The following is a 20,645-nucleotide window of genomic DNA, read 5'->3' on the forward strand; positions in this document are numbered from 1 at the left end:
GTTCCGTCAAACACCTGAACCGTGCTGTTCGCCTCGGCCGTGCCGGTCAGTTGGACCTTGGTGGTCCCGCTGACGATCGAGGCGTTCGTTTCAACGGGCGCATTCGGCACGATGGTGTCGATCTGCGGGCCAGTTTGAGTAAGGCCGGTCAGTGTAAGGCTGGCATTATTGCCGGACGAGTCCTTGATGGTGGCGACGCCCGGCAGATTGATCGAGTTGGCGGCCAATGACGACACGTTGGTGTCGCTCGAGCCAACGGTATAGGTGAAGGTCAACGCTTTGCTGCCCGAACCGCTCGCGTAACTGGCTGTCCCGCCATCATTCAACGTCAATGTCGGCGTGCCCGTCACGGTTACGGCCGAACTCATGTTCAGCGTGAACGTAACCGTCTTGCCTACATTGAGGTCGCCGGTCGAAGGCGTTTCCGTGATCGAGGTCAGGACCGCCCCTGCTGTTGAGCCAATCGTCTCGCTTACCGCTGCCGACACCGGGCTGACATAGCCGTAGAAACCGTTCGATTTTGCCGTAAAGCTGTGCGTCCCGGCGGCTAGTGAGCCCGTGGTGAAGCTCCAGTTGCCGTTGCCATCGGTGTCTGCCAGACCAATTTGGGTCGAGCCATCGAATATTTGCACCGTGCTGGAAGGAAAATTATCGTTGGAAGTGGCGGTGCCTTTAAGCGTGACGATATTGCCATTGGCTGTAAGGCTCGTAATGACCGGCGTGGACGGCACGTTACTCGGAGTAGTTATCACCGGCGCAACCAGCGGATTCACTGTGGGCGCAATCGCTGCAGTTGGCTCCACGGTCGCATTCTGGTAATATAAGCCGCCCGTACTCATATTGATATTATGGTAGTACAAAGCGTTCGGGGAATAGGTCGGGTCGGCAAAGAACGAATCGCTGCCGTAACCGTTGCCGCCGCTGGTGACGGCGAAGTTGTCATGCACTGACACCGCTCCGGTCACACGCGCTACATCGACGGTCGTTAAAGGGCTCGATTGAGCCCCTGGAAGATCGAGCATGGTGTTGTAAGCGAATTCGGCGTTAGCGACTACCGATCCGTTATCGTTGAGCATGAACCCCTGCGTGCCGCTGGAGCCAGCTGGCCGGGACGCCAACGACGTCTGCACGGCCGTGTTGTACATGATCGTTTCGGTGTACGGGACATTCGCATCACCCTGCTGCGTCTGTAGCCAGTCGGGATGCGCAGCTAGGTTCCCGGTATTGTAGAGGAGATTGTACTCCAGCGTAAGCTGTCCCCCCGGCAGCAGATATGAGATGCGCGTACCCGTTTTCGAGCACCGAATACTTGACGGTAAGCCCGGGTGTGAAAGCGCCGATGAGATCGTTATCAAGGGTGTCGTACGTGTTGTTGCCGTCCAGGACGCAATTAAGAACCGTCAGATTTGACGAGCCATTGCCCGCAGTGATCAAGGGGTTGTGGTTGGCGCCAATCTTGAAATTAGAATTCGAGACCGTAGTGTTCGCAGCCTGGGTGACGAGTTCCCAGCCGCCCGCGAGAGAGAAGTCATACCCGTCGAGGGTGACGTTGGATGCGGTCACAATGACCTGATGAAGGCTCTTATCAACGGTCACCCCGGCCATGTTGATGGTGGCCGGATCTTTGAGGACAGTCCCGCTCGTGATGCCGACGGCGTAATCAACGCCGGCCACTTTCCACGACGGACGTACGGTATATCCGCTCAATAGATTGGGAAGCTGCGGCGCACCACCCGGTGCACCGGCGGAGCCATCATTCAACACCGGCGGGTCGACCACCGATGTCCCGCCATGGCCATCGCTCGCTGCGGTAAAATTGGCCAGCGAATAATTGCCAAGCAGAGCAACACTCGCCGTATGCGTTCCATCGCTCACCGTCAGCGTACCGGGCGAGTTATCGCCGGAATAGCTGATCTTCGCGCCCGCGCCTGCAGTGACGTCCGCGAAGTCGATCACATCCCCAACAGCAAGCTGCCCGTCGATCTTGCCAGTGAAGCTCGCCGAATTGGCGATCTTGAGAGTGCCGGTCGCCCCTTCAAACGCTATTGTCCCCGAATATGGAGAAGTGAGCTCAAGCGTTCCACCGCTCGGGATCTCCAGCGTGCCGTTGCCGCTCGCGTCCGCCGATCCCGATAGTGTCTGGGACACGTGGGTCGGTGTCTCCGCAGGACTCCATGACGCTGGGCTGCTGTCTTTGTCGGCGTCCAACGAAACACTGTCGGCGGTCGCAGAGCTGAACTGCCCGACATGGCCCGTCACGGTCATTGGCAAAACGCCCACCTGATGCGCGTCATGGGCGAACGTCGCCACTCCTGCGCCAGCAACATCATTGCTCGTCGAGAACGGCAGGCCTGTGAACCCTTGAGCATCGACGGCATCATTCACCGCAGCATCGATGGCATCATTTACCGCGAGTTGTGGCTGCTGGTTCGCCCTGCGGGCGGCAGCGCTAGCGGCTTGTATTGAGTCTATCGCTTCATTCGCCGCCAACTCGATCGCGGAGATGACGTCGATCAGGCTATATCCAGCGACATCAACGTGCGGCCGCGATGTCGGAAAATTTGTTTTACGAGTCACATCTGGCCCCGTTTGTTGCGTGTTGTGATCGAAGCACTCACCTGCGCGCTCAAACTATGCGCCTGCGCGCTCGAACTCGGCGAGCTTTACTTAGACCATTGAATCCATCCAGAACGGGACTCGATTCGTCTCCGCTCAGGTCTTTTTTTAAGACGATTCTTTGGCAGTATCCACGCCATCCGAAATTAAACAACGGCAGCAATTATTCTTTGAACCTGCCAAAAACCGGCTAATCCAAAACTGTCTGTTTTTAACGACTGGCGCCCATGCGCAATCAAGTTGATCATGCGAAATAATAAACAATTAAATAATCGCCCGAACTTCAGACTACCTTAACGTGGGGCAGGACTACTGCTTGGAAGGAGTGAGCGGCGCCCTTAGCCGTCGCTCGGACAGGCGAGCGCACCACATTGGATTCATCGCGCACGCCTGCCGCGCCAGATCGCGACTGCTAAGACGATCGAGGTCACCACTTCATTTCCAAGGATATCGGAATCAAATCAACTTATGGCATCGCGTGAAATCGTTCATGTCGCGCTCTTGCCCTACCCGGCCTCAACGGCAAAGCTTTCGCCGATCCTTCGCGCGCGAGGGGCACGCCGGGCCAGGAGGCGCGGAGGGGCTGCAGTGGCGACGTCTTCGAAGGTGTGGAAGCCGCTCTCGCTTCAGCGACTGCAGTGCCGATCCAGACCAAGGCTCGGACTTAACTGCTAGACTCGGCCGGACATGGGAACGCCGCAGACGAGACATTCGGAGCGTTCCTGCCGGTGCCGTCATATTTAACTTCAGATTATTCCATGATATATAAATAATCCTGCTGTCGACGTCCGCTCCGCGGGGCCAAGGGGCAGCCGAAGCCAGTGCCGCGAGGCCGTGAGCGCCATGTGCCTGCACAATCGGAGAGTCTAAGCGTGTCTGATAAATTCCAGGTCTATGTGTGCGCCCGGACTACCATCGACGCACCAATTTTGGAGCGCAATCTTGCCCGTTCGCCGGCCATTGCGAGCAAGAGCGTCCCTTTGACAGTTTTTTGGGATCAAGAGAGCGCCTCCAGTGCATTTGCGACCGCAGTTAAGAACGCCACAGCCGATTTTCTGGTATTCACTCATTGTGACGTCTACTTTCCGGAATATTGGTTTGAGCGCCTTGCATGGGAGGTCGAGCGACTAACCCAAGCGGACCGTAACTGGGCCGTAGCAGGTTTCTCCGGCGTGACGCCCTCTGGCGAGCTTGTGGGGCGGATTTGGGATTGTTCGTTGGAGCCTTTCACCCGCGGCATCTTCGGAAAAGCCCTTGTCGCCCCGGTCCCGATAGCAAGCACCGATGAAATGGCGTTCGTCCTTCGCCGAGAAGCCGGAGTAACATTCGATCCGCGCCTTCCCGAGTTCCATCTTTATGCGACTGATATCATTCTTACGGCGGAACGCTCGGGCAAGCGGTCCTACGGGCTAGACATGCCCCTCATCCACAATGCCAAGGCCCAGCTCCGCATTGGGGATGATTACAGAAGATCCTATCGCTATATGATCAGGAAATGGCGCGATCGGCTGCCCGTCCCGACGACTTGTGGTCCCCTGACATCGAGGCCGTTTGCCATTTCAATGCGCCGTCTACGGATCCGGTACAAAGCAATATTCCGGCAATCGACCTACACCAATCATCGCATTTCGGATCCTTCGGCGAAATCGCGCGAGCTCGGCCTGGATCAGTTCTTGGTCGAAGGGATGGCCAATCGCTGATCTTGCTGCTCAGCGTGGCGAAAGACAAACAGGATTGAACGCAAGCATTGGATCAGTGCCGCCACAAGCAGCACTACGGTCCATAGCGCGGTCGCGCGCGCCATTCCTTGATTGACCCTCGAATGCCGATGCATACCGCCCAAAACTGCCAGGTCGCATTCCAAAAGTGGACCGAGAGTCCAACCAGCACAAACACCATGATAACCTGGGTGAATCCTGTGCCTGCTCTCACCATAAAGGCATCAATGTCGCGTTGACCGCCGTTCGCAAAGCTGATGAAAGAAGCCAAGTTAGCTAATAAGAACAATATGATCATTGGAATGCCGTACCGGGCGGCGCAAACCAGCCAAACGTTGTCCACCGTCGTTACGGAAAGAAAATCATCATCTCCGATCGGGCCAAATCCGTAGCCAGTCAGGGGTCTTGCCGAAATCTGTTCAGCAACATAGTCGAAGACATATATCCGAAAATACCCCGTCGAAGGATCCAGGGTAAAATGGGACACAAGCCATGAAAGCGGCTTGGCCGCCAAACTGAACACGGTCAACAAAAACAACACGAATATCGCGGATATCAGTTTCCATCGCCAAGCGAAGCCGCCGAGCAAACGATCGTAGACGTAGAAACAGATGACCATTATCAGCGCTAGAAGCGGCCCGGAAGAAAGCGCCAAGGTACATCCAAAAGAGCTAAACGCGGCCCAAAGGTATCTGGCAGATGGCTTCGTTTCCAGAAACAGGAATATCGACGTCGCCGCCACACAGAACGTGCCGTACAGTTCCGCCATCTCGAGCGTCGAAACAGCTCTCGCAATGCCGAGCCGATATTGAGGAACAGTATAGAATGGGTTTGCCACGATCGTATCCGCGATCGATATCACCACATTTGCTGAAAACAGCGGATCTAGAACCGCCATCGCAATGACCAGGAACGCAACTATTTTGAATATCCGTAAGAAGCGCTTCAGGGCAAATGGACCGTAGACGTACACCCGACCCAGTATATAGCCGCCAAACAACTCGATCACGGCAGCGACGGCCGATGGATTCAATCCATCTTCGGGAATTCTCGATCCGATCATCCACACTGCTGTGAGAAAAAGGAAGACGTCAGAGCCGATAACTCGACGTCGCGCCCGCAAGAAAATCGCCAGACCAGGCAGAAGCAACAAGGTGATGGCGGCGCGTCCCGGCGTGAATTTAAGGCCGTCACCCGCCAGATGAATGTTCAGGCTAGCCGGGATCAACAAGATTCCCGTGAGTAGCAACCATACGGGAAAAGCTCCCGATTTCGCTGGCGCGTCTTCGCTTGCCAGCGATGGTGCGAAACCCTGACGGCGGGCTCCGGCTGCAAATCTTGGGTGAATTGCCCTGCCGTGGTTCATAGACATTTGCCCGCGATTGCTCAACGCCTGGCCATCGCTTGCACCGACGGCACGCTACACTACGTGCCGATCGATTTGATACCGCGAACAACTTTTTTGATGCCATCGCGAAGTGTTTCTCTAGCTTTCGCCGCCGGCATACCGAGATATCTGTTAAAGCGTTCCTCGGGTCGGGCAACAAAGATCGTGCTGTGGGATCGGCCCGCCCAGTGGTCCGGCGCTTCTTTTGTGTAGTAGTACGCGGCAAACGACTTGCGCGGGCTCAAGGCGGCGGGGCTGACCGGGAGTACGCCGTGGTAGCTGATCTCACTCGTTTCGAAAACCACGCAGCGGTTTAAAATGGGAGAAAATGTCGCTGCGCAATGCTTGACCTGTCTGTCCCATAGCTGGAACTGACCACCCCAACCATCTTTCCAGTCCGGGTTCAGGTATAGAAGGAGATTGAGGCGTCTGTGAAGCTTCCGATCCTCGATGAAATTGAAATCGACGTGCACATCGAGCTTTCCGCCGGGCCCGGTAATGTGGATTCCGCCTCCTGAAAGCTGGTCATCAGCTAACAGATTCGGAATTCCAGTGATGTAGGACAGGTCGGCCAAAAATTCCGGCGATGCCAGAAGATGGTGTAGATCCTTTACTTCTGGAGCGAATTTCGACGGATCAGTGATCTGCACCTTTTTTCGTTCGTTGATTGTCGAAAACACCTTCCCCTGGTCAAGCGCAACCTCAAATGGCGGGTAGGCGTCTGCAATCCTTATTGCGAAGTTCTCGTCCAGGAAATTATCGATGAAGAAGAAAGGGAATGGTTTGGCGTTTCTGAACGCCGCCCGGAGCGCGTCACGGTCCAACGGACTTAGCATGGCAATTACTCCCAATCGATCCAAAATATTATCTCTGACCATCTACTGGTCAAGCCATTGGTCATTTATTTTCGATTTAATTATGCTTGATCTATTTTATGCTCGATCTATTTTTCGGTATTTTATAATTACTTATTGATCTTCATCGGGCCGGGAGCCGGCCCGCCTGTACCGCCAAATACCAAGGTGTCTCCCACAGCCCGGGCCAGCTATCCGGGTCTTCATGTTCCTCAAACTCGCGCTGAACTACCCGGCTGTACGGAACGAGCGCGCTCCAATATCGTTTGGTCTTGACAGCAGTCGCCACCAGACGATCGATATCGACCCTATCGAAAACAAGGAGCGCCTCATAAGCTGTGACAATGGCCCGAACATCGCTGTCATAATAGCCGCCATTCGGGTGTACACCGATCCAGTGCTTTAGAACCCCTGGGCTCACATAGTCCCATGGTCCGGCCGGCTCCCAGTAGTTCCAGATCCGATAGGTGCCGTCTTCCTCAAGGTGGATCCGAGATTTCATCAAACGGAACCATCCTTCCGCCTTTTCCTTGTACGCGTTTTCCCCGGTGGCGCCATACATGGACAGGAGCCAGGATCCAACCCAGTTGGCCTTGTTATCCGGATGCGAATGGCCATGACCAGGTGCGTTCCTGCTCAAATATCCGCTGGTCCAGCCGCCGGTGCTTTGATCGATTCCAAAAGGAAGAACGACGCTGATGATCCCGACGTTGTCTGCCTGCCGCCACGCCCCACGTCGATCCCACTTGTCGAATAGCTTTCTCGAAAGCTCAATGTAAGCCTCGGCCCTGCCGCCAAACGTCGCTTTCAGTTCGGAATCGAGGAGGATCTCACGCGACATCCGCATGACCGGCAGCAAGGCCATGGCCTCACCGAGAAGGCTATCTGCGTAGAGGTCGTCAAGGCGGTCGACCGGGGTACCCGCCGCTCCGACTTTCGGCCACCCCGGATATCCATCAGGCTCCATAACTGCGCGGGCTATCCAGGCATCCGTCCACTCGACGAGCATCCGCACCCACTTTGGGTCTCGGGTGGCTTCGTATCCGTAATAGAATCCCTTCAAGAATTGCGCGCAGTTCCAGGCGAGGTCTTCCCCCCATTTCGCTATCGCAATAGCGATTCCGCGCGCGGGTGAGAATGTTCTTCTCCCACCTGCGTCTCCAATCCGCAATCTTGCTATCGTCCATTTTGTCCAAGTGGCCGACGCCATCCTGGTCATAGGCGAGACCGGATTGGCCCCTCGCGTCACACGGGTTGAACATGACCAGGAGCACAACAGCTGGGGCGAGAATATGGGCAACATATTTGATCCCGAAATCCTTCAGGGTAGTCGACATCTCATGCCTCCTACTCGTCCCACCCTTCGATGGCTGGGGCTCGCTGCCGGCACGGACGTCGCAAGGCCTTGTTCACGCTTGACTGCGTTTCTGGTCTAAGGACCGGCGAACAATTCGTTGGAATAGCCCGACAGGCGATAATCAAGAAGTCCCAGCCACTCGTGGACGGCAACATCCAGGCGTCTCATGTTGTCGGCGCCCGAATTCGCCGGCCACCAAAATTCAGACCAGCCGTGTGTGCGTGAACCAACCGGAAAGCCGACAACGTTGAACCCAGCCTTCCGGAAAGCCCCCATGGCGCGGGGCATATGGTATGCGGAAGTTACCAGCAGAAACCGAGCTCCTGGCGTCGGATGGATCAGGTCAGCAGTGAAGCGCGCGTTCTGTTCCGTCGTTTGTGAACGTTCCTCGATCAAGATCCGCTCTGAGGCGATGCCGAACGAGATAAAATACTGTTTCACAATCGCCGCCTCGCTCGGCCCGGGGGTTGATGGATCTGTCCCCCCCGAAAAAATGATCCGAGCCTCAGGGTATCGCCGCGCCAAGTCGGGGACCACAGCCATCGGCTCGGTATCTTCTTCGAGATAGATCGTGCTTAAATAGCCATGGCTAACGGTGTCGTATGATCCGCCGAGGACGATAAGGCCATCGAACCGCTGGGCCGGGAAATCCGCGTCCGGGAATCGCTGCTCGAGCGGGATCAACAGCATGTTTCCCAGCGGCGATAGCGCACCGGCCGCCACCGCGACCAGCGCGCCAGCCGAGATGACCACGCCGTACCGGCGGCGAAGCAGCAGCATGACGAGGCCGATCACCGCCAGCGATGCGATCACATTGGAGGGCACGGAGAAGAAGCTTACTACTTTCGCCAATGGCAACGGCATCGCAAGCTCCTTGTTAGCTAGGCAGGTGCGGAGCACCTCAAGACCAAAGCCATTGACAACTCCGCTCGCGCGTCGAGGCGACGACCGGGTGGCTGCCCGTCAACCCTTTTGACAATTGGTATGAGCAACGAACGGATCAGGAAAGGATGGAGTACCGATTTGAATCGAGCACGGTCTTTCCTGCGGCTTTTTTTCGAGTACCACCATGCTATTGTAGAAGTGCACCGCGTCGACAATCCGGTGTGCGTCCGGCAGACGTTGATGGCGTGTGTGCCACCACCCATTCATGTCGTCGACGAGGTCCTTCATTTGCTCCAAGAAGGTGGATCGCCGCCGCCATCCACCTTGATAACGTCCGCGCCAGTAGTTGGTTTGCATGTCCTCCACGATATAGACGCCCTCGGCTGACAGCAGAGGAAATAGCGCCTCGAACGTTGCGCGCTGGTGCGGGACGTAGTGGCTGCCATCGTCGAGAACAACGTCGATACCGCCCATTTCGGCGATGACGGATCGCAGGAAAGGTAGATCGGTCTGTGAGCCAATTCGCACGTTAAGGGATGGCGGATCATCCACTACGGAGCAGCGCGGATCCACGTCGACGCCGAAGATGGTGGCATTCGGCCCGAAGTATTTGCGCCAGATCTGCAGCGATCCTCCATGGCTGACGCCGATTTCGAGAAATCTTAATCCGGTTCCACGAAATCTCGCCAAATGACGATCGTAAACGCCGTGATAGTGGTCCCATTTGTGAGCGAGCCGGCCTTCGTGACTGTAGAAGATTTGTGCCATGTCGCCGCCGTTAGCAGACCGCGCCATTGACGGATCGAAGCGCTTGACGTGCGGCGAAATGTCCTCCGGTGAAGGCGCGAGATGGCCGAGCCCGAGCTTTGCAAGTGCCCGATAGCAATTATAGAAAACGACATCCTGTAGCGCCACGGGTTCCCCTTACGCTCTTTCGATCCAATTCTACGACTTTAAATGCATTAATCAAGCATAGCGATTGAATTAAATATCAACTAAAACGAAACTGCAGTCTTATATTAAATATCCATAAGCCCCAGCAAAAAGCGACGGCGCTATATATTCGGCAGCATCCATCATGTCTGTTGCGCATACGACGCGAAATTCCCTCCCGTCCACCGCGATAATCGATCGATCCCGCCACCTCCGCGGCTCGAGCAGCCTGGACGTATTCTGGCTCGCATTCGGCGTGTCGACTATTGGCGGTCGCGGGTCCGCGGTATGCGAGGTGCGCTCCGGCGCACCTGCCCTTACCGTAGCTTCAGTCGTCTCGGCGAGGGGCTGCGCGGTATGATTTTTCGGCTCAAACTCGCCTCATTGACCGCGCGGTTGTCGCTCGCGGCGGTTGCGCCCCTGGTAGGATTTTCCTCCCGGTTCCTGAGAACCGTTTTGCTTTCCCATTTCCTTGCCCCGGGGGAACTCGGCGTAGCGATTGCCATTACGGTCGTCATCTCGACTTCGGAATTGATATCGGAGGTCGGCCTGAACCATCTCGTGCTGGTCAGATCAGGGTCAGAAGCACGAGAGTTTCTCGCAGCCGCTCACCTGCTGCAACTCGCGCGAGGAATGATGATCTCAACTGTTCTGGCCGCACTTTGCGTTCCGATCAGCTCACTCTTCGGTATATCGCAGCTTTGGAAGAGCTTTCTCGTGGCTGCCGTGATTCCGTTGGTGCGGTCGTTCTACCACCTCGGTGTGTATCAGATACAGCGGGAGTACCAATATAGACCGTACGCCCTCTCTGTCGGCATCAGCACCCTCGCTGGACTCGGCGTGGCCATGCTCCTGGTCTTTTGGATTCCCGATCATCGGACCATCCTCATATCCTTGGTCTGTGAGACTCTCCTATTCGTGATCCTGAGCCATTTGCTTACACCAATCAGATATGAGTGCCATGCCACCGCAAGTGTCTTGCGCGAAGTCCTCAAGTATGGCCTGCCGCTGACTGCAAATGGAATCGCTCTCGCCTTGATAAGCCAAGTTGACCGAATTCTCGTTGCCGGGGCGCTCGGGGTCGAGACCCTTGCGGTCTATGCGGTGGTGATCGGCCTCGCGCAGACGCCTATCTCGCCCTTGTTCGAAATTTTCGGCACGCTCGGAATGTCCATGATGGTGCGCAGCCAAGCTAGGCCAGACCAACAGCTCGCCTCATTTGCCTGGCTCATGTGGCTCTTCTCACTTCTTGCCTTCACTTATGCCGCTTCAGTCGGCCTTACGCTAGACCTCCTCGCCCCCCCTCATCTACGGTCCGCACTACACAGTCCCGCAGTCATGGCGCGTTTTCATTACGGTCACGGTATTCCTCGCAACCTACCGCGGTGCTCACACCGTACTTTTGCTCTCCCAGGGCCATACGGCGATACTTGCGATCGCGAATGCGACAGTGGGGCTTGGCGCGCTAGCGGCCGCCTTGGCAGTCAGGGCATATCCTATGCCCGAAGCCATCTTGGCCGGAAAGCTGTTCGGCGATGTCATTTCGATGGCTGTCTTTCACTGGGCAGTATTTACCAGCCTTAAGGCATCATGGCGCACGGTCGTTCACTGTCTCACGTTCAGCCTATGCTCCGTCGGTCTCTTCATCGTCATAATATCGTCTACGCCCAATCCGACATGGAGCACACGAATCCTTCTATCTGCGGTGTGCCTCGTACCTCTGTCCCTGCTGCTTTGGCGCGCCTACAGATCGTGGAGGATCAGGCAGCTGACTTTTTCGGCCGAAGCGCTCGCTGCCCAATAAAGCGCAGTTCTGGCGACCATACCGCGCGGCGGCGGAGACGGTGATCTCGGTCAAAATACCAGCTCGCGCCTGCGGCGGGTCGAGTCGGGCTTTCGGACTGGCTGTGCCCGCCGGCAAGCAGATCTTGGTCGTCTGTGAGCAAGCCCGGACTCGGCTCCTCAAGTTGCTCCTTTTTTGTGGAGCGTTTTTGTCGGTGGCTTTGTAGCCCGCTATGGCATGAGGCCGCTTATTTCCGCTAGGCGCGCCCTGCGTTACCGCAGGGCGATGATTGATTTCGGAAGGCCCATGAATCGTTCAAAAGAAATCTCCGCATCGGGAAACAGGGAATGCATTTGCCCCTTGTCGAGCATAGATGCACTTTGGACCTGTATAACGGCCTTGCCGACGTCCGGCTGTCGTTCCCAAAAACCGCAGCGCCTTCTCAAAATGATGCGATAGCGCCAGGGTTCAGGCAACCAGTGAAAGAATGCGAATCTCGCGTGTGGCTCAATCGGAAACCAAAAGTAAGGCGTCTGAATGAAATAGTGGGGCGCTAATCTCCTGACTTCATTCGCCATCGCGACCATGTCCTCCCACTTGCCGACATGCTCAATGACCGAATTGGAGTGCACAATATCGAAACTTTGGTCCGCGAACTGATCCAGGCGCCGGGCATCGCCCGCTAGCGATTCAAATCCCGGCATTGTCACCGGCTCGGCGGTGCGGTTGACAGAGCAAACGCTCACTCTGGTCCAGTCCAATTCCTTTCCGTAACGAGACCAGTATTTCGACGAACCGCCCAGATCCAAGATGCGACACGATTGCTTCCCACTGAGCACTTGGAAAACGATCTTGGTGAACAGCGCAAATCGACGCTCGCGATATCGGTTATCCAAGCCGTCGGGACTAACATCCTTGCTCGAATAGATCACCGTTTCCTCCACATCGTGATCAAGCTTCGCACCGGTGAAGCTCTTGCTAAACCTTATCACTATATCGAGTCATTCACTAGGGAAACGCAAGGTCGCCCATGGATTGGCTTGGCGGCGCCAAGGCAGCTTACAGTCTCGCGCGGCCTCGCACGGCATTGCAGCATTAGGCATTGGATCGCGCTAGATGCGAGGGCCATCCATTCGCTCTCCAACCGGCGCACAATCATGCTGTCGGGCAGAGAAGTCTAACTTTCATTCGCGAGGTGCCTTGCTGGATTGGCTGCGCTGCTTTTGGTATATTCATTCAAATCCCTGAACTTGACGTGCATTTTTCTGGGAGCATCGATTTGATAGTGGCAGAGTCTGTTCGAGACGGCGCAGCAAGGGTGGTTTCGCACGCTCGCGACGAAGCGCAGTCACCGCCCTCTATCGGAGATGGCCGAGCCAATGCGTCGTGGAAAATGGGCATTGTGAGCTGCGTTCTGAGCCACTTGCCCTCGCTCTCGGGACTGGTGGACTGCCTCCGGCCATCACCCGCGAGCTCTCGGCCTGGCGCCGAGCTCGCCGACGACGGCTTCAAGCGGTGCGCCGCCCGTCGCGGTGCCTTATCAGCTTTGCTTTGCTTTATGGCGGTACCCAGCCTTATCCTCTCGTATTTCCAAGGGGCAGCAGCGGCAACCTCGTCAAACACCAGAACCTGCTCATCGATTACCTACGCCGCTCCTTCCGGTCCGAGGAATAACATCACCTACATTCTCGATAAGGCTTATCTTTGCGGACAGTTCGCCAACGGTGACTGGTTCCTCGTCCCCGATCAGGCCGACGGAGCCGTCGTCATCAACGCTATCCTGCCTGACTACTCAGGCCAGACGAATGGTTGGGACGCAAATCCTGACATCAGAGACCACTACTATCAATCTTGGGATCAGCGCCTTGGTCACTTTCGAGAACCGCCAACATTGCCCTATTCCGCGGTGGCCGGTACATCGATCATCAAGGTGGTGAGCATGGCAAACTGCGCCGCCACAACTTGCGAGCAGTTCGCTGCGGTGCTGACGGTGCTGGGAGCTATGCCCGCAAGTCCGCAGACAACGTTTCGCCCCCCTGCGCACGGCGCAATCAAGCCCCTGTTTTCGACAGACTTGCTCCGCCTGGCTGCTCTGCCCTCATATCCGTCGACATGTTGTCCGAGCAGGATCAATTCTGCCATCGCACTTGCACGAAGCAAGGGATTTCGCAACAACTACAGTCCCGACACTGTTTGGGGATATTACATGGTCCCGGCAGATAATGTCGCCCATCATAGGGCCTGGGGAGGCGACATGTGGCTTTGGGATCTCGAGGTTCTCGGATATCTCATGCTCGATGATCCACCAGCGGCCAAGCTGCCGGTCCTAGTTGCATACGTTCAGCAAGGGATCGACATCTGGGGGGGCCTATAGGAACGCTGGCGCCAGTTGGAACCGAGGCGGCGGCGGTAATGGTGCAGGTGCTTTGACCACTTATGCCTTCGCTGCGGCAATGCTTAGCGAACCCGGCATGTTGGCAGATCTTAAAGCCGCGAATATGAACGACTTCGTCGAAGGTTTGAGCTTCTATTTGGGGCGCAACGGTGTCGCGTTGTACGGCGCGAGTCGCGACACCATCGACGCGTACTGGGGTGGAGTATCGACCGGCGACGCCAGCACCAGGGATATGCGGGATCCCCATGGGTATATTGACGGAGGACCAACTCCCGGCGGTGGTTACGAAGCCAACCTAGGTAATCAGGTATCGTACCTATCTGCTCTGCTGAGAGCATTGCCGACCTTCCGGAGCGCGTGGCCGACCACCAACAGCAATCTGGAGGCCATTGTAGGCTTCGGCAAGCGCTACCATGATCACAAGACGCTCACATTGCCCGATCCCTGTGCGCCGGCACTCGGGACCTACAAGCGTGACTATGGACCGAGCGGCTCGATGTCAGAGGGATTCCAGGACTGCATAGCGGGCAGCGGCCGCTTCCCTTCTCTCAACGGATCCAATCTTGCTAATCGTGTCAGCGGTTTTTTGACGCAATTCTATGACTATGTCGATCGGCGGCTCCTTTAACCGGCGCTGCGCGCGTGATCATTGCCAGTACCGCTGCGAATTTGTCCGGAATTGCCGAGGCGAGTATTCCGCGGTGCTTATCCATTTACTTCGAAACGGCGGCACAAGAGGCGTGTCGTCCGCTCATCGCGACGGCGCGAGGCTTGGGTGCCGCGGAAAAGCTTCGGTGTTGGTAAACGCCCTCGTCGAGCTCGCGGCATAGATCAGATCACGTGGCTGTGGCTGGCAGCGCCAGTGACTTTCTTCAGCACCCTGGCGGCGGAGCGGCCTCCGCGCTTTATTGCGCCGAGGGCGCTGCGCTTCTGGCCGGAGACAAGAGCACGCCGTGGGTCTGTCGCCCCTGCTTAAATCGGCTTGAGGATTACGAATTCAGGTAACTCTCACGCTGAATTTTCCTTCTCGAACCGCGACTGTAGTGGCCGAGGCGACGCCGCGGAGGAGATTTCTTTGCGTCCGTTGAGGCTTACGAGTTCACGAAGATCCGCCCCCGGCACCAGCATATCCTGCCAAATCCCACGAGTATCAATCACGGCGAGATGACGCCGCTCTGCCAAGGGAACCATTTTGAAGTGGTCATGGTCGACGAGCACAATCGCGATTTCGCAGGTCCGAATTGCCTCATCCAGATCGGTTAGTTCGGCTCCAAGCTCTGCAATTTTTCCGGGTAGCTTGCGGATGTACGGTTCGACAATCTTGATGCGAGCGCCGTAACGAGAAACAAGCTGATGCGCCACTTCCAACGCGGGGCTCTCCCGAAGATCATCAACGTTCGCCTTGAATGCCAAACCGCAACAAGCGACATTGGCATAGGGATGTTCCTCGATGAGTGACGTCGCCCGCTCAACTGTCCAAGCAATTTTGGAATCGTTTACGTCGCGACTTGTCTTCACCAGACGGGCGAGATCGGGAGCCGAGTCGACGATGAACCAGGGATCGATCGCGATGCAGTGACCACCGACCCCCGGACCCGGACGCAAGACGTTGACGCGAGGATGTCGATTGGCGAGGTCGATAACCTCCCACACATTAACCCCATAGCGGTCGCAGATCAGGGAGAGCTCATTCGCAAATGCGATGTTGGTGTCGCGGAACGCGTTTTCTGTCAGCTTGACCATTTCGGCCGCCCGCGCCGTCGTCGCGATGCACGCGCCTCGAACGAAGCTCTTGTAAAACCGCTGCGCCCGCCGTGCGCAGTGGGACGTCACCCCTCCGATACAACGGTCGTTGTGGACCAGCTCAGACAGAATTCGCCCGGGCAAGACCCGCTCGGGACAGTAGGCGACGGAGATGCCATGCTCGGATCCATCCGCCATTCCCATCCTAAGATCGGGGCGAACATGCGCGATCTTCTTTGCGATCTCTTCCGTCGTCCCGATGGGGACGGTCGACTCCAAAATCACAAGGTTGCCGGCGCGCAACACCCCGACAATACTGTCGACCGCTTTCATGACGCTTCTGAGATCGGCACGCTTTTCCTCGTCGATGGGTGTCGGCACGGCGATAATGAACACGTCCGCCGCCTCTGGCTCGGTTGCGACCTTCAGCGCCCCGGAAGAGACCACCTTCTGGACGAGGCCCTCAAGGTCAGGCTCCGCAATGTGAATGGCACCGGAAGCAACTGTCTTAACGACGTGCTGGTTCACATCGACCCCAACAACCTGCATGCCGCGACTAGCAATGACGGCAGCGGTGGGTAACCCGATATACCCAAGCCCGACCACAACAACGTTCTGAAATTCAGGCATTTAGCATCACCTTCGCAATTCGCGTGCTCGCATGACCGTCTCCGAACGGATTGTGTGCACGCGACATCTCCAGATAGTGCTGCGGCTTGTCGAGCAGCGAAAATGTCTCCGACATGATCCGATCGCGGTCCGTTCCGACCAGACGCGCCGTGCCGGCAAGTATGCCCTCGGGCCGCTCCGTCGTGTCACGCATGACCAGGACAGGCTTTCCGAGGGAAGGCGCTTCCTCCTGAATTCCGCCGGAGTCGGTCAGAACGATATGCGCGAGGGAAAGCAGGCCAACGAAGTCGGCGTATTCCTGAGGAGCGATGATTTCGGCGCGCGGATGCCCGGCCAAACGGGACTGCAAAACCCCCCGCACGTTCGGGTTGAGATGCATCGGCAAGACCATCATGATGTCTTCGCGCTGGAGGATTTGCAGGAGCCCGTCCGCTATCCGATCCATACCGCCGCCGAAGTTCTCACGCCGGTGCGTGGTCACCAGAATCATGCGGCGGTTTCCTTGACGCCTTTTGAGATCATCCCAGCGGCAAGCAAGCGCGGGATCGGACTCGATCAAGTCCCTGGTGGCCAGCAGCGCGTCGACGATCGTGTTGCCGGTCACATGTACCCTTTCACCGGGCACATTCTCCTTTCGCAAAACTTCCGCCGCAAGCTTGGTGGGAGCAAAGTGTTGATCCGCAATCGACCCGACGATCTTGCGGTTCACCTCTTCGGGCCAGGGAGCGTAGATATCGCCGCTGCGAAGACCAGCTTCCACATGCGACACCGGGATACGACGGTAATACGCAGCAAGAGATCCGACCATCGCGGTGGCCGTGTCGCCCTGAACGACTACCCTGTCCGGACGTATTCGGTCCAGCGCTTCCCCCACGGAGAGCAATATTCGGGCGCTCAGCCTGTCCAGCGATTGGTTCTTTTCCATCAGGTCAAGATCGATATCGGGGGTGATCTTCACCAGCTTGAGAACCTGATCGAGCATCTCACGATGCTGCGCAGTGACGCATACGACGACGTCCAGCGCATCCTGAGCCTGCAGTTCCTTTACAACCGGAAAAAGCTTGATTGCTTCCGGCCGCGTTCCGAATAAAACGAAAATCCGTTTCGTCACGCGAGGTCCCCCTTCAGCCGGACCGAGACAACCTGCGAGGACCAACGGCATATTGATTCAACATGCCGCGGATCAGCATTCCGGCGAAAAGGGTATTTGTCTTGGCATAGCGCCACCACATGCGGCGCGGCTCTTGGTAGACTCGATATAACCATTCGAGCCCCATGGACTGCATGATTTGCGGAGCTCGCCGCACGTCACCGCCGATCACGTCGAGGGACCCGCCGATGCCCATGATGAACGGCACGCCCAGGCGGTCACGATAAGCAGAGAGGAAGCGCTCCTTGCGAGGTGTGGGCATCGCAATGAACAGGCAATCCGCCTTGCTGTCGATGATCTCCGCGACGACGTCGGGCTCTTCTTCCGGGCGAAAATAGCCGTCCCTCAATCCGGCAATCTGTATCGACGGGAAATGCTCGGCAATCGCGTTGGCGGCCCGGTTCAGAACATCTGGCGTCGCACCAAGAAGGAACGGGCGAAAGCCGTCCCTGGCGCAGATGCTCAGAAGCTCCCAGAACAGGTCGATGCCGGCGACACGCTCCTTCACCGGAACCCCGAACAAGCGAAGGGCAAGCACGATGCCCATGCCGTCGATCCCGATAATGTCGCTTCCGATCACATCGGAACGGAGGACCCGGTCAGAACGCATATTCACGAACTTGGCGACGTTGAGGGCCACATGCTGCAACCGCCGCCGGTCGCGCATCGCCACCCTGGCACGCTCGACGGTCTCAACCATCGTCAAAACGTCTACGGAACATCCCAGCAAATCTGTACGCATGTCAGACCTCAAAAGATGCAATTAAATACCGCTCGCCCTTGGTCGAGCCACCGAAAGCCATTAAATTAAATTGACTGCCCCATTTATTGAATTATACCATTTAATTGTCAACCTCGCTGGTTAAATACGCTGATTAAAATTAATGTGTCGATTGGTGTGGTGCCGTTTGGACGGACCGAAGAGATGAAATCCGAAAAGCCACTGATCTCAGTAATCATTCCCCATCTCAATCAGCCGGATGGGCTAGAAGCGTGCCTCCGCAGCCTCGCTTCGCAGACCCTCGGTCGCTCCGCCTTCGAGGTCATCGTCGTCGACAACGGCTCGACGTCGCTACCCTTGGCGGTGGTCGAGCGATACCCTGGGACGATCTTGTTGCAGGAAGCGGAAGCTGGACCTGGTCCCGCGCGCAATCGCGGCGTTCAAGCGGCGAGCACCGACATCCTGGCGTTCACGGACTCCGATTGTCGCGCGCACCCGGACTGGCTCAGTTGCGCGCTCCGCACCCTCCGCACCGCACCGCAGCGGACAATCCTGGGCGGAGACGTCCGGATTTGGCACGAACCCCACACGACAATTACCGCCCTCGAAGCCTACGAGTGCGTATTTGCCTACCGCTTCAAACTCTACATCGAGCAACACGGCTTCTGCGGCACCGGCAATCTGGTGGTGCGCAGACCGGATTTCGCGGATATCGGCCCGTTTAGGGGGATCGACGTCGCCGAGGACATCGAATGGGGGCGCCGCGCACGCGCGGCCGGCTACACCTTCCGTTATGTGCCGGGGGTGATCGTGTTTCATCCCGCACGGCAATCGCTGCGGGAGTTATTGGTGAAATGGGATCGTCACATACAGCATGCCGTGAATGCCGGAAACAAGACCGCCACGTGGCAAGTTCAATGGGTGTTTCGCGCCTTGGCGATCCTGCTTTCGCCGGCCGTCGATTGGGGCAAGGTTGTTACCAGCGATCGCATCCGCGGCCTGCTGCCGCGGACCAAGGCAATAGCCGTGCTTATGGCAATCAGAGGCTATCGCGCGTACAAGATGGTGTTTCTGTTGATGGCGCGCAAAGAAGTCCGGTGGAACCGGGATTTGATGGCCATCAACTCGAGTGGGTCCAACGGCGCGCCGCGAAACTAGCCTGCCTTCCGCAACGGCTCGACGAACATCTCGTTGTGCGTCAGCTCCGGCAAGTCCGAACGCTGGCCGAAAGACCACAGGATCCACCCCAACTCGTAGCTTCGACACTCGCGACGAAGTTCTAATTCGGAAGGATTGATCAAAGCCGCCTCGCGGCCCAGCATGGAATTTCGAAGAGCACGAAACACTCTCCATTTCTTCGTGTGCAGCTCGCCTCTTCGTACCTGTGACCGAATGGTCAATTGCAATTCGGGCACGAGCATGGGCGTAGACAGCTGATTTTCGCCGAACACCCAATTGAATCCCTTGATGATAGCGTTCCGCGCTTCCAGGATTCCGTGCTGCTCCGCGAGCTCGAGGAAGGCCGGAGCCATACCATACTGGTGGACCGAGTAGACCTCGTAGAAATCGAGGACCCGCCCATTGGCCGCATCAAAAAACCACGGCCACTCCCCGTTGGGCCCCTGCAGTTCAATCAGCTTCCGAGTGCATGTATTGGCGATTTGAATGGCCCGATCGTCATTCATCAACTCGCCGTAAGCGTAGCAGGCGAGCAGCAGATAGGTTTGGGTCGCAAAAGATGCATAACGCCGCCGCGAACCGCGGGCCGCATCGAAAAATAGGCCAGATGGGGAGCAATACCGATCCAGTAGAAATGCGAACAGTCCAGCCGCGATCGGAGACCACCTTTTTCGTTCGATTTTGGCCTGAGCCGCCACCCCGACGACGATCATTCCAATATCTTGGGCGCGGAAGGAGCTCCACTGATTCTTGTCGGAAAGCATCCCATCGATATGACGGAGAACATCATCGGGAAGCGCCAATCGAAGTTCCGCGCCTGCCCATAGCGCGACACCAAAGGCATATTTGGACACAGGCAGTGTCGGGAGGTGACGGACGTTTTGCTGAAACGTCTCTGCTAGGTTAATGTTTCGCGGAACGCGCTGCACCCGGGCCATACCCAGGAGCACGTTAAGCGTATAAAATACGTCACTCCGGGGCACGGATTCATTCGGCCGGTCCCGATTATCCAAGTGATAGATATGGGACCATCGTCCGAACTCCGGAAGCCAGCATCGCTCCAGTCCCTTCAAAGCATAATCAACGAGAGGCGAATTTCCTGGTGTCGACATATTTGGATTTCTCATCGGACGCCCGCTCAAAATTAACTATTGTAATCCTACCTACTATATTATGACGCGATTAATTTAACCAAGTCGGTTGAAAAGGCAAATGCGCGATGGGATGAACATGCGGCCAAGCGTCCTGGCGATCGGACGCCCTAAGCGCCGTCCTGCCGGCTGCGCGTTACTTA

The 20,645-nt window shown here is 56.9% G+C and carries 17 protein-coding genes; 5 read left to right on the top strand and 12 right to left on the bottom strand.

Annotated elements, in window-relative coordinates:
- Window positions 1-1,145, bottom strand: a 1,145-nt coding sequence (locus AC629_RS04395; protein ID WP_349531090.1) for an Ig-like domain repeat protein, incomplete at its 3' end; no start/stop codon positions are given.
- A gap of 28 nt (window positions 1,146-1,173) precedes the next feature.
- A complete protein-coding gene (locus AC629_RS04400; protein ID WP_084803557.1) occupies window positions 1,174-2,577 on the bottom strand; it encodes a hypothetical protein in 1,404 nt (467 codons plus the stop codon).
- A gap of 911 nt (window positions 2,578-3,488) precedes the next feature.
- Between AC629_RS04400 and AC629_RS04405 the strand changes: the two genes are divergently transcribed.
- Window positions 3,489-4,316: a glycosyltransferase family A protein gene (locus tag AC629_RS04405; RefSeq protein WP_084803558.1), complete on the top strand. Its 828-nt coding sequence runs from the start codon at window positions 3,489-3,491 to the stop codon at window positions 4,314-4,316.
- Between the two features lie 73 nt (window positions 4,317-4,389).
- Here the strand turns inward: AC629_RS04405 and AC629_RS04410 are convergent, their stop codons facing one another.
- From AC629_RS04410 to AC629_RS04430, 5 genes are all read right to left on the bottom strand, one after another.
- Window positions 4,390-5,700 carry an O-antigen ligase family protein gene (locus AC629_RS04410; protein ID WP_143198900.1) on the bottom strand — a complete coding sequence of 437 codons (1,311 nt, stop codon included), beginning with the start codon at window positions 5,698-5,700 and terminating at the stop codon, window positions 4,390-4,392.
- Window positions 5,701-5,759: 59 nt separating this feature from the next.
- Window positions 5,760-6,557, bottom strand: coding sequence for a 2OG-Fe(II) oxygenase (locus tag AC629_RS04415; RefSeq protein ID WP_084803577.1), 798 nt, complete (start codon window positions 6,555-6,557; stop codon window positions 5,760-5,762).
- 142 nt (window positions 6,558-6,699) lie between these two features.
- Entirely contained in the window at window positions 6,700-7,638 is a 939-nt protein-coding gene (locus AC629_RS04420) for a hypothetical protein (protein WP_084803560.1), read from the bottom strand.
- 369 nt (window positions 7,639-8,007) lie between these two features.
- Window positions 8,008-8,796, bottom strand: coding sequence for a YdcF family protein (locus AC629_RS04425; RefSeq protein ID WP_143198901.1), 789 nt, complete (start codon window positions 8,794-8,796; stop codon window positions 8,008-8,010).
- A gap of 99 nt (window positions 8,797-8,895) precedes the next feature.
- Window positions 8,896-9,732, bottom strand: a complete 837-nt coding sequence (locus AC629_RS04430; protein WP_084803562.1) for a class I SAM-dependent methyltransferase — start codon at window positions 9,730-9,732, stop codon at window positions 8,896-8,898.
- Between the two features lie 375 nt (window positions 9,733-10,107).
- Here AC629_RS04430 and AC629_RS04435 point away from each other — a divergent pair, with 375 nt between their 5' ends.
- On the top strand, window positions 10,108-11,334 hold the full coding sequence (locus AC629_RS04435; RefSeq protein ID WP_168195398.1) for an oligosaccharide flippase family protein: 1,227 nt from the start codon (window positions 10,108-10,110) through the stop codon (window positions 11,332-11,334).
- 471 nt (window positions 11,335-11,805) lie between these two features.
- On the opposite strand, the gene AC629_RS04440 is transcribed toward AC629_RS04435, so the two are convergent.
- A complete protein-coding gene (locus AC629_RS04440) occupies window positions 11,806-12,465 on the bottom strand; it encodes a class I SAM-dependent methyltransferase (protein ID WP_245331712.1) in 660 nt (219 codons plus the stop codon).
- Window positions 12,466-13,091: 626 nt separating this feature from the next.
- Here AC629_RS04440 and AC629_RS04445 point away from each other — a divergent pair.
- The gene (locus tag AC629_RS04445) at window positions 13,092-13,907 is read left to right on the top strand and encodes a hypothetical protein (protein ID WP_143198902.1); all 816 of its coding nucleotides are present in this window, start codon (window positions 13,092-13,094) and stop codon (window positions 13,905-13,907) included.
- A gap of 52 nt (window positions 13,908-13,959) precedes the next feature.
- On the top strand, window positions 13,960-14,556 hold the full coding sequence (locus AC629_RS04450) for a hypothetical protein (protein ID WP_143198903.1): 597 nt from the start codon (window positions 13,960-13,962) through the stop codon (window positions 14,554-14,556).
- Window positions 14,557-14,936: 380 nt separating this feature from the next.
- Here AC629_RS04450 and wecC read toward each other — a convergent pair whose 3' ends face one another.
- Genes wecC through AC629_RS04465 form a run of 3 tightly spaced genes read right to left on the bottom strand, consistent with a single transcriptional unit; the run spans window position 14,937 to window position 18,193 of the window.
- Complete coding sequence (gene wecC, locus AC629_RS04455; protein WP_084803566.1) at window positions 14,937-16,301, bottom strand: UDP-N-acetyl-D-mannosamine dehydrogenase; 1,365 nt, start codon at window positions 16,299-16,301, stop codon at window positions 14,937-14,939.
- A complete protein-coding gene (gene wecB / locus AC629_RS04460; protein ID WP_084803567.1) occupies window positions 16,294-17,412 on the bottom strand; it encodes a non-hydrolyzing UDP-N-acetylglucosamine 2-epimerase in 1,119 nt (372 codons plus the stop codon). The genes wecC and wecB overlap by 8 nt, the downstream gene beginning before the upstream one ends.
- Before the next feature lie 13 nt (window positions 17,413-17,425).
- A complete protein-coding gene (locus AC629_RS04465; protein WP_084803568.1) occupies window positions 17,426-18,193 on the bottom strand; it encodes a WecB/TagA/CpsF family glycosyltransferase in 768 nt (255 codons plus the stop codon).
- Window positions 18,194-18,376: 183 nt separating this feature from the next.
- On the opposite strand from AC629_RS04465, the gene AC629_RS04470 reads away from it, so the two are divergent.
- Window positions 18,377-19,330, top strand: coding sequence for a glycosyltransferase family 2 protein (locus tag AC629_RS04470; RefSeq protein ID WP_084803579.1), 954 nt, complete (start codon window positions 18,377-18,379; stop codon window positions 19,328-19,330).
- On the opposite strand, the gene AC629_RS04475 is transcribed toward AC629_RS04470, so the two are convergent.
- Window positions 19,327-20,205 (bottom strand): hypothetical protein, encoded by an 879-nt coding sequence (locus tag AC629_RS04475; RefSeq protein ID WP_245331714.1) that lies wholly within the window; start codon window positions 20,203-20,205, stop codon window positions 19,327-19,329. The two genes, AC629_RS04470 and AC629_RS04475, sit on opposite strands and share 4 nt — an antisense overlap.
- Between the last annotated feature and the right edge of the window lie 440 nt (window positions 20,206-20,645).

Origin of the sequence: Bradyrhizobium sp. NAS80.1 (genome assembly GCF_001908205.1) — a bacterium.
Lineage (GTDB): Bacteria > Pseudomonadota > Alphaproteobacteria > Rhizobiales > Xanthobacteraceae > Bradyrhizobium.